14 protein-coding genes are annotated in these 14,882 nt (G+C 50.2%); 1 reads left to right on the forward strand and 13 read right to left on the reverse strand.

The genetic code is table 11. From position 1 onward, the window contains the following. Positions 1-3 precede the first annotated feature (3 nt). The 12 genes from AC6R1O_RS02580 to AC6R1O_RS02635 all read right to left on the reverse strand — a co-directional run bounded on the left by AC6R1O_RS02580 (position 4) and on the right by AC6R1O_RS02635 (position 11,899). Positions 4-1,341, reverse strand: a complete 1,338-nt coding sequence (locus AC6R1O_RS02580; RefSeq protein WP_500656454.1) for a di-heme oxidoreductase family protein — start codon at positions 1,339-1,341, stop codon at positions 4-6. 193 nt (positions 1,342-1,534) lie between these two features. Continuing rightward, positions 1,535-2,794 carry an imelysin family protein gene (locus tag AC6R1O_RS02585; protein ID WP_500656449.1) on the reverse strand — a complete coding sequence of 420 codons (1,260 nt, stop codon included), beginning with the start codon at positions 2,792-2,794 and terminating at the stop codon, positions 1,535-1,537. A 177-nt stretch (positions 2,795-2,971) separates the two neighbouring features. Then, positions 2,972-3,613, reverse strand: a complete 642-nt coding sequence (locus tag AC6R1O_RS02590; protein ID WP_500637027.1) for a GTP cyclohydrolase II — start codon at positions 3,611-3,613, stop codon at positions 2,972-2,974. Between the two features lie 181 nt (positions 3,614-3,794). Next, positions 3,795-3,965 carry a hypothetical protein gene (locus AC6R1O_RS02595; RefSeq protein ID WP_487901218.1) on the reverse strand — a complete coding sequence of 57 codons (171 nt, stop codon included), beginning with the start codon at positions 3,963-3,965 and terminating at the stop codon, positions 3,795-3,797. 232 nt (positions 3,966-4,197) lie between these two features. After that, positions 4,198-4,671, reverse strand: a complete 474-nt coding sequence (locus tag AC6R1O_RS02600; RefSeq protein ID WP_487901217.1) for a DUF2947 domain-containing protein — start codon at positions 4,669-4,671, stop codon at positions 4,198-4,200. A gap of 17 nt (positions 4,672-4,688) precedes the next feature. Continuing rightward, positions 4,689-5,279, reverse strand: a complete 591-nt coding sequence (locus AC6R1O_RS02605; RefSeq protein ID WP_500627588.1) for an HD domain-containing protein — start codon at positions 5,277-5,279, stop codon at positions 4,689-4,691. After that, positions 5,280-5,858 (reverse strand): ribosomal protein S5-alanine N-acetyltransferase, encoded by a 579-nt coding sequence (rimJ, locus tag AC6R1O_RS02610; RefSeq protein ID WP_500656450.1) that lies wholly within the window; start codon positions 5,856-5,858, stop codon positions 5,280-5,282. Next, positions 5,859-7,403, reverse strand: a complete 1,545-nt coding sequence (gene tyrR / locus AC6R1O_RS02615; protein WP_487901214.1) for a transcriptional regulator TyrR — start codon at positions 7,401-7,403, stop codon at positions 5,859-5,861. Positions 7,404-7,503: 100 nt separating this feature from the next. Further along, positions 7,504-8,580 (reverse strand): YcjF family protein, encoded by a 1,077-nt coding sequence (locus tag AC6R1O_RS02620; RefSeq protein ID WP_500656451.1) that lies wholly within the window; start codon positions 8,578-8,580, stop codon positions 7,504-7,506. Further along, positions 8,577-9,956 carry a YcjX family GTP-binding protein gene (locus tag AC6R1O_RS02625; RefSeq protein ID WP_500656455.1) on the reverse strand — a complete coding sequence of 460 codons (1,380 nt, stop codon included), beginning with the start codon at positions 9,954-9,956 and terminating at the stop codon, positions 8,577-8,579. The genes AC6R1O_RS02620 and AC6R1O_RS02625 overlap by 4 nt, the downstream gene beginning before the upstream one ends. Before the next feature lie 139 nt (positions 9,957-10,095). Then, on the reverse strand, positions 10,096-10,281 hold the full coding sequence (locus tag AC6R1O_RS02630; RefSeq protein ID WP_334552412.1) for a hypothetical protein: 186 nt from the start codon (positions 10,279-10,281) through the stop codon (positions 10,096-10,098). 94 nt (positions 10,282-10,375) lie between these two features. Then, positions 10,376-11,899 carry a fumarate hydratase gene (locus tag AC6R1O_RS02635; RefSeq protein WP_500656452.1) on the reverse strand — a complete coding sequence of 508 codons (1,524 nt, stop codon included), beginning with the start codon at positions 11,897-11,899 and terminating at the stop codon, positions 10,376-10,378. Positions 11,900-12,089: 190 nt separating this feature from the next. Here AC6R1O_RS02635 and pabB point away from each other — a divergent pair, with 190 nt between their 5' ends. Next, the gene (gene pabB / locus AC6R1O_RS02640; RefSeq protein ID WP_500656456.1) at positions 12,090-13,457 is read left to right on the forward strand and encodes an aminodeoxychorismate synthase component 1; all 1,368 of its coding nucleotides are present in this window, start codon (positions 12,090-12,092) and stop codon (positions 13,455-13,457) included. Here the strand turns inward: pabB and AC6R1O_RS02645 are convergent. Next, positions 13,454-14,882 (reverse strand): ATP-binding protein (locus AC6R1O_RS02645; RefSeq protein ID WP_500656453.1); only part of this gene is annotated, 1,429 nt, incomplete at its 5' end. The genes pabB and AC6R1O_RS02645 overlap by 4 nt on opposite strands.

Consider the following 14,882-nt stretch of genomic DNA (forward strand, 5'->3'; position numbering starts at 1 on the left):
TCCTTATAATGAGTTGAGAAAGGCGACCAACGCCTCACGCTCTTGTTGATTAAATGTCAGTACATGCTGCTTGCCAGGGAGGGCTTCTCCCCCGTGCCACAATACGGCTTCGAGTAAGTTTCGAGCTCGCCCATCGTGGAGGAAGTAGGTATGCCCGTTCACTTCTTGGGTATAGCCTATGCCCCAAAGCGGCGCGGTACGCCACTCTCGGCCCGTCGCCAAGTATTCGGGCCGATAGTCTGCAAGACCTTCGCCCATATCATGCAGCAGCAAATCCGTATAAGGGTGAATGCGTTGCTCAGACAGTGCAGGCAAGCCCTCTCGTTTTGCCGTCACGACGTCTGTTTTATGGCAACTGTCGCAGCCTGCTCGCGCAAACAGAGCCTGTCCCTGCTTCACCTTTGGGTCATTCATATTGCGGCGAATGGGCACCGCTAAGTGCTGAGAGTAGAATTCGACAAAGTCCAAAATATTGTCACTGACTTCAGGTGAACCGCCGTTGGGCAAGTCACGGCACAGGCTTTGCGCTTGCGTGCAATTCTCTTCTGGGAATAAGCGGCTGGTGAGGCCAACATCGCCGTTAAATGCGGCGGCGTTTTGCTGCATCAAGGTCGGTTGCCCCGCTTTCCAGCCAAAACGACCAATGACATGGGCCTGTTTTTCAATATCCCACACGCGATTAAGTTTGCCTGAAATGCCATCTTGATTCTCATCGAGCTCATCGGCCCACTGCGCAAGTGTGTCATCGGCGATACTTTCCAGTAGTCCTAGCCCTATCATCGGTGGCGCAATACGCGCTGAGAGCTGAGTATCCGGGTGAAGTGGCCCATAGCCAAGATCCGTCAGCTGGACATGAGGTTTACGCAACGTGATGGTGGTGCCATCACTGAAGGTTTCTACATGGTCGGTGTAGGTGATCTTGATTTGCCCTTCCGCTTGCTGATCTTGAATAGCGAAATCTTGCAACTGTGCGCCGTAAGTCGGTTCAGGGATCACGCCATCACGAATGTACGCCGCTTTTTGCTCCGCCGTCATCGCTGGGATGCTGAGTCTTATCAGCATTGACACTGCATGCTGGTCGTCCTCTTCTGGTGGATGGCCACGACCATCTTTGATGTGACAGTTTTGACAACCGTTAGTATTAAACAGCGGCCCTAGCCCGTCTCTGGCATCGGTTGATGCAGGCGCTTGTACCCAAGGGTTGCGAAAGAAGCTATTACCGACACTGAAATCCAAACGTTTACTCAAGGGTAAATTCGCCGCTGGGAGCGAATACGCATTCGGTCCCTCTTTGTTTACAGAGGTGGCGCCGCCTGACTTAACTTCATACGCATTCGCCATCGGCTGAAAGGCAAAAGCCAGTATGTATAGAGCCAATGAGCGCGAGGGTCGTTTGCGGGATAACGAAAGAGCTGAGTACAACATGATGAAAGGGACTTTTCCTTAAATCTAAACAAGAACTACTATCAAAAACTACTAGGGAATAAAAACAGCAAAAGGGCTCTAAAAAGAGCCCTTGATTTTGATACCACGATTAAAATTCGTGGTCAGCGGTGTCAGGATTTAGGTTGGTGATACCCACAATTTTCGCCGCGCGCTCGATAGAAGCGGTCTGTGCAACCAGAGACATGATCGCTTCATTGACCAAGGCATTACCTTGCGCATTCCCTGATGCGATCAATTGGTCGAAATACTGACCTTGTTCAGCCGATGTGACCAACTCACCCACTTGGGCGCGTGTCACATCAAACTGCTTTTGGATCTCTGCTGCCGCTTGCGCATCTTGCTGCGTCACTAGATCATGCAGACTTGGGCCTGACAATAGTGTGCCATCTTGACGCTTGTAAAGCCCGGTATAAACGTTGTAGATACCTTGCTCGTTGTAGTAGTGAGAGTTGTGCGTGTTGTCAGAGAAACAATCGTGCTCATCTTCTGTTGAGTTGGCTTCTAGCGCGACTTTCATTCGCTCACCCGCCAGTTCACCAAGAGAGAGTGACCCCATTCCAAACAGCATTTTACGCAAACCGTTCTCAGCAGAATCCGCCAGCAGGGCTTCACGGTAGTTGCCTTTTTCATCGGCAGACCACTGCTTTTCCATCCACTCAAGATCTTGGACCAACAAGTCTGCCGTCGCTTGCAAGTATTGACCACGGCGGTCACAGTGACCATTGGTACAACCTTCCCCCACGACAAAATCTGTGTAAGCACGTGCACCCGCGCCCGCATTGGTACCGTTTAGATCTTGGCCCCAAAGCAAGAATTCAATCGCATGGTAGCCCGATGCCACGTTCGCTTCTGATCCGCCCACTTCATTCAAGTCCGCAATCAACTCAGGCGTGATGGTCGACACATCTAAGGTCGTCGCACCGATCTTCAGCTCTGTGTTGGCAACGATGTTGGCCGCCGCGCCTTCATTACCAAGTTCGTATTGATAGTCGCTCGATACGTAGTCAATCAAACCTTCATCCAGAGGCCAGGCGTTGAGTTGCCCTTCCCAATCATCAACAACGGTGTTACCAAAACGGAACACTTCCGATTGTTGGTAAGGAACGCGTGACGCGAGCCAGGCTTGTTTCACGGCTTCCAGTTTCGCCGCCGATGGATCAGCCAGAAACGACTCGATAGCGTTGTCGAGTGTTTTTGCCGTGATCAGCGCGTCGGCAAAGACAGCGTGTGCAACATCCGCATAGTGTTCGACCACTTGCGCTTGGGTCACGTTGGCTGCGTACAACGATCCACTCGCCAATACGAGTGATGCAGTAACAGATTGAGCGAATAGAGACTTTACGTTCATGAAAGGGGCATCCTTGTTGAGCTTAACTATTATTTATATTACTAGTACTAATCATTATCATTTGCACTATTAATGCCGATAATACAAATTTACAATTTTTTTGCAAGCAAGGATTCAGTGCGGATGTAAAAAAACCTCACAAAGTGAGGTTTTAATAATTGGTGGGAAATGAGTGTGTTACAGATTGAGCTTATGCTTACCGTGCGACACTTTCGCCTGTAAGTAGCCCTGATTTCCCTCTTTGAGGTGAGCAGAGGTATTGACGACTTCTTGAATCTCTATGCCGTGCTCTTTCAACTCTTGAATTTTCTTAGGGTTGTTGGTGACTAATCGGATAGTCTCTACACCCAGCGCTTTGAGCATTTGAGCCGCTTCAGTAAAGTCGCGCAAGTCATCGCCAAATCCGAGATGGTTGTTGGCTTCGTAGGTGTTCATCCCTTCACTTTGTAAACGATAGGCGTCGATTTTGTTGTAAAGACCGATGCCCCGGCCCTCTTGACGCAAATACAAAATGATACCGCCGAGCTCACCCATGCGGTTGATGGTTTCGTCCAACTGTTCGCCGCAATCGCAACGAGAGGAATGAAAAACGTCACCGGTCAGGCATTCTGAATGCATGCGAACCAGAGGTGCTTGCTGCGTTTTGTCTGCTTGCTTAAAGATGATCGCGACGTGTTCTTTGTCTGTTTTAAGACCATGAAAAGAAAGGATTTCTGCGTCGATGTTGCTTTGGGCTCCGACTTTAAAATCCACTCTGGCTCTTACTTCCGCCATATGGGTTCTCACTTGCAACTTTCTATTATCATTATACGCGTTCATTGATAGCGCCTTTGCCGTTAACTATGGGGACTCTTACTGTAAAATTCAACGATAAGATCACTTTTGTTATAATATAACAATTTTACTGTTAAGCAATTACGTTAGGCAATAAAAAACCCCAATCGATTCACTCAGATTGAGGTTGTCAGTCTTTGGTGGTTTAAATGCAGAGCGTGTGGACTTAGCTCTGTTGGCTCTTCCAGATATTGAGCTCAATCCATCGAGCTTCCAACTCTTTTAATTCCTCTTGGGTAAGCACCGCCAATGAGGACTCTTTATTCGCCGCAGGGGATTGCAGCGCATTCAGCTTAGAGTGAAAGTCTTTTTTCAGTTCTCGGATGATCGCGTCCACTGCTTTTCCTTAACCTTACCTATCGATGATATTTACCTGTGGATGATAATGCACGGTAGCGTCATATTCACACTATAAGTCTCAAACATGATAACAAATTGCGCATATCTTGCATTATGACGTCAGGTAAATGGGAGCGAAGTCACTTTTATTCGCGGTTCAAAATAATCATTTCCCGCTTATGGAAATAAAGCAGTCACCCCGACAAAAGCGGCTGGGCGCCGCATATTGATTATTTACGACGCCCCAATTTTACTTGGCCGTCATCACTGAACCACAAGGCTTGATCACGGCGGCGGGCAATCAACATCGGGCCATCATCGTAAAACAAAAAGTTCTTCCAGTGTTTTTTGAAAATGGCCCACTTGGTTTCAATGATGTTATATTTCTCGTAACAAAAATAGACGGTGACATCATCTTGCCAATCAAGATGCTCAAGGACCGCTTGTGGTAAACTCTCGTCATCACTTTCCCAGTTTGCCATCCAGTCAACACTCTCAGACCAATTGCTGGCTTTCATCGGCCAGTCGGATGAGCTAAAGCGCTCTGAATCGGGGCTTTGTGCACTGATGTTCTCTTTCCAGAGCTGCGCAGCTCTCGCTTGTGTCATGGGTTGCAGTTGCACCAAGTCTTCTTCAGGCAATGGCATTGACTGGTGAGTAAAAATCCATTTTCTTTGGTATTCATCCAAAGGTATGTACGACATCAATAGTCCTCTACGTGTTAGTCAGCTTTCAGCCAACCTTTTTTGGTCGCGTCTTCAATCAGGTGTTTGGCTTTGTCCCACAACGCGGTGGAGCCCAACTCAATTTTACGATTCACCGTTAGCGCTTGCTCTCGGCGTACGCCATGCTCCTGCCAACTTTGCCCCTCATTGTGGTAGTTGAGCAACATAGGGATGAGCCTATCGAGCGCCTTGGCGAACTTAGCATCGTCACTTTGGCCTTGTTCAAACTCACACCATAGCTGAAACAGCGCCTCCCCCTGATCGCTAGGAAGCATTGCGAACAGGCGCTGCGCGGCTTTCAGTTCCTTTTCTTCTTGTTCAGCGCTCGCTTTGGCATCATAAACAAAGGTGTCACCGGCATCAATTTCGACAATATCGTGCAGCAGCAGCATTTTCACTACTCGTGCGATGTCGACGGGCTGATTGGCGTGCTCTTGCAGCAACACTGCCATCAAAGCGACATGCCAACTGTGCTCTGCGCTGTTTTCCAATCGGCCCTGCGCGCTCTTGACTCGTGTGCGGCGCAAGACGCTTTTCAATTGGTCGAGCTCAATCAGAAGATTAAGCTGCTGTTCTAAGCGTGTCATTCAATTCGCCTTCCAATGTGGATTAATTAACGACGTCAGTTTGTGATCTTCCCACTGACCATTGATCAATAAGTACGCTTTTGCGAAGCCTTCTACTTCAAACCCCACTCTCTGCAACACCGCTTCGCTCCTTGTGTTTCTTGGCATATAGCTGGCGTTGATTCGGTGGAGGTTTTGAATCTCAAACATGTAGTTCACCGCTAAACGCAGTGCTCGGGTCATCACACCTCGTCCTAGCGCGCTTTGACCAAGGGAGTAGCCCACCGTGCACGTGTGAGCAGGAAAACGCGAGATATTGCTAAACGAAATCGTGCCAAGCATCTCGCCGGAATCCGTGTCGAGAATAAGCAGATAATAGCCAAGGCCCATCTTGTGCAGTTCATGCAACTTGATCAGGCGTTGAGTCCAACCTGAACAGGTATAAAACGGCGCTTCTCTCTCAGGCTCCCAAGGCTTTAAGTGTTCGCGGTTCGCCACAAAGTAATCACTGATCATCTGACCATCGGTTGGCTCTGCCGTGCGTAGTGTGACGTCACCATCGACCTCAAATACGCTGGTGGGGGTACTGATTCGCTTCATCTAGTTTTTTCTGATCCCATACTCGCGCAGTTTATTGGCAATAGAGGTGTGCGAGACGTTGAGGCGTTTGGCCAACTTACGACTCGATGGGAACGACTGATACAAACGCTCTAACACCTGTGATTCATAGTCTTTCATAATGTCATCTAATGAACCGTCTAGATTGATCTTGGCGCTGCTGCCGTGGCTGTTTTCTAGTTGCGGAAGATGGAAAAGATCGACCGTTAACGTATCGCTTTCCAGTTCCGTCAGCGCTCTAAGGACCATGTTTTCTAGCTGGCGCATATTCCCCGGCCAATGGTAATTGACCAGTTGATCCACCAAGCCCTCTTGGAGAGTGGGTTTGTCCACACCCAGCTGCTTCATGTATTTAGCGACAAATAGGTCGAGCAATACTGCGATATCGTTAGTGCGCTCACGCAGAGGCGGAATATTGAGGGTGAGGACATTAAGGCGATAGAAAAGATCTTCACGAAACGCTTTTGACTCCGCTAAATCGGCTAAGTTGTGGCGCGTAGAGGCAATCACACGCACATCGACATGCACTTCGTGCTCTTCACCCACTCGGCGGAAGGTGCCATCTTGAAGCAATCGCAGAAGTTTGATCTGCAAATGTGGACTCATTTCACCGATTTCGTCGAGGAACACTGTCCCACCATTGGCTTGTTCAAAGATCCCTTTGTGGCCTTGTTGATGGTTGAATGAGCCCGGCGCGTGACCAAACAGCTCGGTTTCCGCCACATCATCAGGCATCGAGGCACAGCTCAATACCAAAAATGGGTGATCCGCACGATGAGAGCGATTGTGACATGCACGCGCGAGCATCTCTTTGCCGGTGCCGGTTTCGCCTTGAATCAGCAGGGGTTGATCAAGCATAGAGAGTTTCTTCGCTTGGCTGATCAGCGCTTTATGGCGATTGGAAATACCGACAAAATGCTCAAAGCCGAGGTTGTTGTGCAGTGGGAGCGAGTCATCAAACAAGCTCTTCTCTTGAGCTGAGCGAATCATCACCATCGCACTGGCGAGTACAGAAACATTGGTTTCATCGGTAATGTAAACCGGCATGACTTCCATTAAGTAATCCAGCCCACCAATCACGATGTTTTCCCGTTGGCGATTGATCTTGCCATCTATCCACTTTGAAAAGTTAAAGTTGGGCAGCAGCGAAGCCACAGGGTGACCCAGCATCTCTTGTGGTTCAAGATTGAACAAGCTCGTCGCCGCATGGTTAGCCATGTCGACATTGCCTTTGAGATCAATGGCCAATACAGGCTCAGGTAGATTGTTCAGCAGCGAAATCAGCTCTGTATTGTGGCGCTCCATCGGCATGAACTGAATTTTACGTACGTCGTCGACACCTGAAATGCGGCGTATTTCTGCCATCAGTTCACTGAAGGTGTCAAAGTCGATGTCTGGGCAGTTGAGATAAATGATGCCCGAGATGTCAATTTCGATGCCGCGTAAGTCGATGTCCTTAGAGGCAAGGATGTCGAGTAGCTCGCGGGTGAGACCAACCCTGTCTTCACATAGTACTTCTAAGCGCACAGATCCGTTCCTAATTTGGGTGTCACGAAAAGTTGACAGAAGTGTCGCCTAAGCCCCGATTTTCGTCAAGCCGCATGCGCTTGCCTGCCTCACATTCGCGCTATTTGACCGATAAAGCGACGACTTTTTCTACAATTTGCTTACGAATCTCACCCAATCGGACTTGTTTCCCCGCCAACCAAGGAAGCGGCCTCAATAGTCCCATCGCTTTGATGCCGAGTCTTGCTGTGAGTATGCCAACCCCAAGTCCTTGCCCCGCACGCGCAGACAAGCGACCTGCTAAGTCCATTGACATCAAGTCGATACTGGCATCGACCGCTAATTCACTCGCTCCCGCCGCGGCCATATTAACTAAGGTGGCTTTAAACAGCGTCAGCCGAGACCAATAGCCCAGCTCCACACCGTAGACCGCCGCTAGCTTGTCCAACATCTTGAAATTTCGCCACGCGACCAAGGCCATATCTGCGATCGCCAACGGGCTGATCGCCACCAACGCCGCGGACTCCGTTGCATGTTGAGTGACAATCGCTTTGGCGCGTCGGTCTTGCTCTGCGATGACCAACGCATCAAACAGTTCTAGAATCTCAGCGTCGCTGTGAGATTGGGTCACCGCCTCTTGCCAGCGCTGAAAATCAAGGCTCTTGTCATCAAGACCACTTTGCTTGGCCAACTGCTCACAAAACGCCTTCGCTTGGCCAACACTGTTGGCCTTCAACAGCGCTTGGCTTTGTTCTTGTACGCTAAAATGGTGACGCAAGCGGCGCAGTTTCCATAACTCTTTCCCCAGCGCTGTTACACCAAGGCCGGCCAACGCGGCGACAAATCCAGTCCAGCCTAATGTCAGCCAATCCCCCGCTTGAATTGCACCATAGAGTGAATCGACCGCTTGCCAGCCCACCAATCCAGCAAAGGCCGTAAGTAGCACTGTCACCCAACGACTGGTGCGTTTTTTCGGTCGCAAGTTTTCTAGCTTCTCAATGGCCTCATCCGCTTCCACCTCATCATCAATGCTAACGGGCGCGAAGGACTCTTGGGACGAGAAGGCCTGCTTGAGAGTCAAGTCGTCCGCCTGTGACTGCGCCTCCCCTTGCCACTGCGTGTCCTCATTGGACGTGGACTCAAAGACCTGCTTTTTCTTCAAGCGAGGTTCACTGTGGTGCTCATCATGCTGACTCATTTCAATTTATCTCCCAGCAAAAACTGCAGAACTTTGTCCATTCGGATGTGAGGTAGTGGCGCATCGAGCTGTGCTTTTTGCGGTCTAAATTCCGTGAACTCAAAACCGTGCTGCTGCCAATAGCTGGCACCGGGAAGTTTTCTCGGCACTTCGCCGGGATAAATGGTTTGCGGCTCACCGCCAAGGTCGACACCTCTTAGTGCAGGGTAAGACGTCCCCGCTTTGGTCACAAAGCCCGGTTGGGTTGCCTGTACGGAAGCAATGGAGAGGCACTGCATCTCGATATTCTCAAACGTGGTGGCTTGCCATGCTGGGTAAACCATCTGGCCCAGCAGTGATACCAAGTGTGGGTGCTGATCGGGCGTCACATGATCGGCTTTGGTGGCGGCAAACAAAATCTTGTCGATAGTAGGAGAGAACAGACGTCGCAACAGGTGGCTTTTCCCATAGCGAAAACTTCCCATCAGTTGCTCTAACGCGCCGCGCATGTCATGAAAAGCGTCCGCGCCCGCGTTGAGTGGCTGCAAACAATCCACCAGCACAATTTGGCGATCAAACGTTGCGAAATGGTGCTTATAAAATGCTTTGACAACCTTGGTTTGGTATTCGTGATAGCGCGCTCTGAGCATCGCTAACTGGCTGTCTTTGTTTACTTGTTTCCCTTGTTCTTTCTCCACATAAGGGAAAAATTGCAATACAGGCGCCCCGGTCAAATCGCCCGGCAAAACAAATCTCCCCGGCTGTACCCAGTGTAGCCCCGCGGCTTTACAGGCATGCAAATAGTCGGTGTAGGTGGCTGACAGTGCGGCCAGTTGGTCTTCATCGGCGTCCGCTTGGGGCGAAAATTGCGCTAACTGACTAAGCCAAGGCTCGGCCAGTTGAGCTCTTTCGCCTTTCAACGCAGCAAATTGCTGCTCAGACCATTGATCAAAATCCATCTCCAACAACGGCAAATCCAGTAGCCACTCGCCTGGATAATCAATAATATCAATATTGAGCGTTGCACTGCTGCCAAGCAACTTTTTGCTTCGCTTCTTCGGTTTGTATTTAAGCGCTAAGCGAATTTCACTCACGTCACGAGTGGGTAACGGCCAATCGGGCTGCTCCGCATACAAGGCCCGCATCGCCTCATCATAGGCAAAGCGCGGCACCATGAGATTGGTTTGCGGTTCACGTCGCGCACCAATAATTCGCTTTTCACGCGAGGCTTCCAGCAGGGGAAGCGCCTCATGGGTCGAGGCATGCAGCAGTTGATTGACGAGCGAGCTGATAAACGCGGTTTTCCCTGCACGAGATAACCCCGTGACCGCGATTCGCACGTGAGAATCCATACTGCGACTGAGCAAATCTTGCATCTCTTGTGAGAGCTGTTTTATCGGCGTGGGAATGGACATGAATGGCCTCTTTTGATCATTTGTACTAAAGGTACCGACTTCAATCTTAATCAAAGATGAACAAAAAAGCCCCTGATTAAAATCAGAGGCTTAGCAAATCGAGATTGCGCTTGAGCGTCGCTTAATCGTCTTCAATCAATTTGTAGATAACAAACAAGCTAATCTCAACCAATACAAACAGCACACAGGTAATGGTGACGTATTTCTCATTGAAGATACTGATACCGTGCAGAATTAAGTCGTAGCCGATGAAGGCGCCAACAACCGCAGCGATGATCAGCTGTAAGATTTGTACAAAACGAGGCATGTGCACTCCTAATACCAGTAGACGTTCAACAAAAGGTGCGACTCATTCGCACCTTTGTCAACTGATTCCTAATGAAATCAGCGATTTCTCACACTTAAGCTTGGCTTTCCATCTCTTGGATTTTCACTTTCCAAGTGTCTGGGCCAATCTGGTGAGCGTTCACACCATTGGAGTCGACGGCGACAGAAACGGGCATATCTTCCACTTCGAATTCGTATATCGCTTCCATACCCAAATCTTCAAAGGCGACGACACGCGCTTTTTTGATCGCTTTCGCCACTAGGTAAGCCGCGCCGCCTACGGCCATCAAATAGACCGCTTTGTGTTTTTTGATCGATTCCACCGTTGCCGGGCCGCGTTCGGCTTTGCCTATCATGCCCATGATGCCAGTTTGTTCGAGCATCATATCGGTGAATTTGTCCATACGGGTTGAGGTGGTTGGCCCAGCAGGCCCAACGACTTCATCGCCCACCGCATCAACGGGGCCCACGTAGTAGATAAACTTGCCTTTTAAGTCCACGCCTTCAGGCAAGCCTTCACCGCTCTCTAGCATCCCTTGAATGCGTTTGTGCGCCGCATCTCGGCCGGTCAGAATTTTACCTGACAACAGCACCGTTTCACCGGTTTTCCATTGCTCAATGTCTGCTTGCGTCACGGTATCGAGATTCACTCTGCGAGTATTCTCGCCCGCTTCCCAGGTAATGTCTGGCCACTCTTCGAGTTTCGGCGGCGTCAGATCCGCAGGGCCGCTGCCATCAAGCGTAAAGTGAACGTGGCGCGTTGCGGCGCAGTTCGGGATTAGGCAAACAGGCTTGGAGGCTGCATGAGTGGGCGCGGTTTTGATTTTAACGTCAACAACCGTCGTCAAGCCGCCCAAACCTTGCGCACCGATACCTAGACGGTTCACACGGTTGAAGATGTCTAAACGAAGCTCCTCTTCTGCGTTCTGCGGGCCGCGTTCGATGAGCTCTTGAATATCAATGTGCTCCATTAATGATTCTTTCGCCAATACCGCCGCTTTTTCAGCAGTGCCACCGATACCAATGCCCAGCATACCCGGTGGACACCAACCTGCGCCCATAGTTGGCAAGGTTTTCTCTACCCACTCTGCAATATCATCGGATGGGTTGAGCATCACCATTTTGGTTTTATTTTCACTGCCGCCACCTTTGGCCGCAATTTGAATCTCAACTTTGTCACCCGGCACCATATTGATGTGTACCACCGCTGGCGTGTTGTCTTTGGTATTAATGCGTTTACCGGCAGGGTCCTTCAGTACTGAGGCACGCAGTGGGTTGTCAGGGTTGGTATAGGCTTGGCGCACACCCTCATCGACCATTTGCTGCACCGTCATGTCGGTAGAGTCCCATTGCACGGCCATGCCGATATTGACAAAACAGGTCACAATGCCGGTGTCTTGACAGATAGGTCGATGCCCTTCTGCGGACATGCGCGAGTTAATTAGAATCTGAGCAATCGCGTCTTTCGCGGCTTGGCTCTCTTCCTTGTGGTAGGCTTTTTCTAGGGCTTGAACAAAGTCCAATGGGTGGTAGTAAGAGATGTACTGAAGTGCGTCAGCCACACTGCTGATCACATCCTGCTTGCGAATTACCGTCATTGCATGCCTCTTTTATCGTTATGCTTCCTTATTATAAGGCCGATAGATACGCGTTTGCTTAAGAGGAGTCGTATGACCAACGCCGTAATAGGGTCAAACGCCGATGTAGCGACCTGAGTTGCCATTATGATACTCTTGCTTTCCCTCTGATACCATGCAACGAACGATCTCTTTGTCACAAATTAAACAAATGAATAACAACGCGCCAAATGGCTTACAAATCAAACCTCTTTCTTATGATCCGCACTTAGCGACGACGCTATTTGCCCCGATTGCGTCGATGCCGTGGGCGATGTTGTTACGCTCACCGTCACGAGATCATGTCGACAGCCGTTTCGATATTCTGGTTGCCCAGCCGATTGCCACCGTCACAACGCGTGGCGATACCAGTACGGTGGTCACGCCTGAGGGGGAAATGGACAGCAAGTTAGACCCTTTTCAGCTGCTCGACGACACGCAACAGCGCTGGTTAAGTGACACAGACTACGATGGGGAACTGCCCTTTGTTGGCGGTGCATTGGGTTATTTTGCTTACGATTTGGGCCGCCGCGTGGAACAGTTACCTGTGTATGCGATGCACGATCTCACCACACCAGATATGGCCGTCGGCCTGTATCGCTGGGCACTGGTGGTCGATCACTCGCAACAGAGTGCGGTTTTGGTTGGTGAAGACATCGAGGCGGCGCACCAATGGTTGTTTGCTCAATCAGAGGTATCCTCGCCGACGTTTGCGCTGCAAGGGCCGTGGCAATCGAATATGACGCCAGCGGATTACGCGCGCAAGTTTGATCAAGTGCAGCAATATCTGCGCTCGGGCGACTGTTACCAAATCAACTTGGCGCAGCGTTTTCAAGCCCCTTATCTAGGTGATGAGTGGCAAGCGTATCAAAAACTCGAAGCGGTCAATCAAGGCCCTTTTTCTGCCTTTATTCGCACCGAGCAAGGCGCGATTTTAAGTGTCTCTCCCGAGCGTTTTCTGCAACTCAATGACGGCCAGATCGAGACCAAACCGATTAAAGGCACCCGACCACGCCACACCAACCCAGAACGCGATAAGCGCGCGGCTAACGATTTATTGCACGCGGAGAAAGATCAAGCGGAAAACCTGATGATTGTCGATCTGTTGCGCAATGATGTCGGCCGCGTCGCTGCACCAGGCAGTGTTGCCGTTCCGAAATTGTTTGATATTGAGAGCTTCCCAGCGGTACACCATTTGGTGAGCACGATTACCGCCAGGTTGGACTCGCCATACCGTGCCAGTGATTTGCTACGTGCATGTTTTCCGGGGGGGTCCATTACCGGCGCACCCAAAGTGCGCGCGATGGAGATCATCGAAGAGTTGGAACCGCATCGCCGCAATGCTTACTGTGGCAGCATTGGCTACATCAGTCGCCACGGCCGAATGGACACCAGCATCACTATTCGCACCCTAGTGGCAGAAGGCGGCCAGATGTACGTTTGGGCAGGAGGCGGTTTGGTGGCTGACAGTCAAAATGATGCCGAATATCAAGAGACGCTCGATAAGCTCAGCCGCATTTTACCCGTGTTGAGTGCTTAACCCCACTTTTCAAGCATCAGATGTAGGTCTTTGGCAGTGTAGGGTTTGGTCAGAATGTCGTTCATCCCACTCTCGATACAGCGCTCGCGCTCTTCGAGCGTGGTGCCGGCAGTCAACGCGATAATGGGTAAAGTGTAGTTTTGATCGCGTAAATATTGCGTCGCCTCAAACCCGTCCATTTCGGGCATGCGACAATCCATGAAAATCAAATCGTAGTGACGCTGTGTGATCGCCTCGACAGCTTCCAGCCCGTTGTTAGCAATATCAGGCACAATAGCGAGTTTTTTCAACATCTGGTTGATGATCACTTGGTTCATGCGGATATCATCCACCACCAAAATGGTAAGATCGTCTAAAGGTTTTTGGTGTTTTTTCGCCTCGACTTGCCCCGACGACCACTCTTCTATTGAAGCCAAGGTCAAAGGAATATGAAAAGAGAAACAACTGCCTTTGCCCTTCTCGCTATCTGCTGCGATCTCACCGCCCATCAGCTCCACAAGATTTTTCGAGATGGCGAGCCCAAGCCCAGTGCCCTCATAGTTACGTTTTGCCGTTCGGTCAGCTTGGACAAATGGCGTAAACAGCTGCTCTAACGAATCAAAATCAATCCCTATCCCCGTATCGACCACCTTGATGTGTAACTGCCCCTCTTGCCACTTCGCAGAGACACTCACTTGACCTTGTTCGGTAAACTTAACCGCATTGCCCACTAAATTGACTAAGATTTGACTGATGCGTTCAAAGTCACCAGTGAAGGCTTCTGGCAATTCCGTGCACTCGTCGATAATAAAACCAATGCCTTTTTCTATCGCTCTTGGTTCAAACACACCGAGTAACATGGCTCGAATATCCGCCCAAAGGAAGGTTTTGGGAATCAATTCCATCATCCCGGCGCTCATCTTACTGAAATCAAGAATGTCATTGATGATATGGCGCAGCAGGCCACCCGAATGGGCTAAGTTAGTGAGTAAGGTTCGCTGCTCTTCGTTGAGCTCCGTTTCAGACAGCAGCTCTGCACTGCCGAGCAATCCGTTAAGAGGCGTGCGTAGCTCATGGTTGATCATCGCGACAAATTCCTTGGTCGCTTTCTCTGACTCCTCGGCACTTGCGCGCGCTTCTTGGTTACTGGTCATAATAAGCTGGCGACTGATGGCATTGCAGAGCAGCTCGCCTACCAGCGCGATTTGGCTCTCGATAAAATCAGCCTCTATCACGCTCGGTTCTACCTCTACACAGAGTTCACCTATCACCGCGTAATCCACTTCAAGTGGCAGCCTGAGTGTCGTCTCATCCCAAACCGCATAAGGCTTGATACTCTCGAGCGTTGTTTGGCTACCTTGACCAAATTGGTCGGCGATCACCGTAGGCAATAAGTTGGGTGAGATAAACACCCCTGCACGTAGGACGACGGAAGAGGATTGAATC

The organism is Vibrio sp. R11-SG3-ISO3-SZ (assembly GCF_059834345.1).

What these genes read in the sequence shown, in the direction of transcription:
- AC6R1O_RS02580 (WP_500656454.1), bottom strand. Translation starts at nt 1,341, where the DNA reads ATGGCGAATGCGTATGAAGTTAAGTCAGGCGGCGCCACCTCTGTAAAC.
- AC6R1O_RS02585 (WP_500656449.1), bottom strand. Translation starts at nt 2,794, where the DNA reads ATGAACGTAAAGTCTCTATTCGCTCAATCTGTTACTGCATCACTCGTA.
- AC6R1O_RS02590 (WP_500637027.1), bottom strand. Translation starts at nt 3,613, where the DNA reads ATGAACGCGTATAATGATAATAGAAAGTTGCAAGTGAGAACCCATATG.
- AC6R1O_RS02600 (WP_487901217.1), bottom strand. Translation starts at nt 4,671, where the DNA reads ATGTCGTACATACCTTTGGATGAATACCAAAGAAAATGGATTTTTACT.
- AC6R1O_RS02605 (WP_500627588.1), bottom strand. Translation starts at nt 5,279, where the DNA reads ATGACACGCTTAGAACAGCAGCTTAATCTTCTGATTGAGCTCGACCAA.
- rimJ (WP_500656450.1), bottom strand. Translation starts at nt 5,858, where the DNA reads ATGAAGCGAATCAGTACCCCCACCAGCGTATTTGAGGTCGATGGTGAC.
- AC6R1O_RS02620 (WP_500656451.1), bottom strand. Translation starts at nt 8,580, where the DNA reads ATGAGTCAGCATGATGAGCACCACAGTGAACCTCGCTTGAAGAAAAAG.
- AC6R1O_RS02630 (WP_334552412.1), bottom strand. Translation starts at nt 10,281, where the DNA reads ATGCCTCGTTTTGTACAAATCTTACAGCTGATCATCGCTGCGGTTGTT.
- AC6R1O_RS02635 (WP_500656452.1), bottom strand. Translation starts at nt 11,899, where the DNA reads ATGACGGTAATTCGCAAGCAGGATGTGATCAGCAGTGTGGCTGACGCA.
- pabB (WP_500656456.1), top strand. Translation starts at nt 12,090, where the DNA reads ATGAATAACAACGCGCCAAATGGCTTACAAATCAAACCTCTTTCTTAT.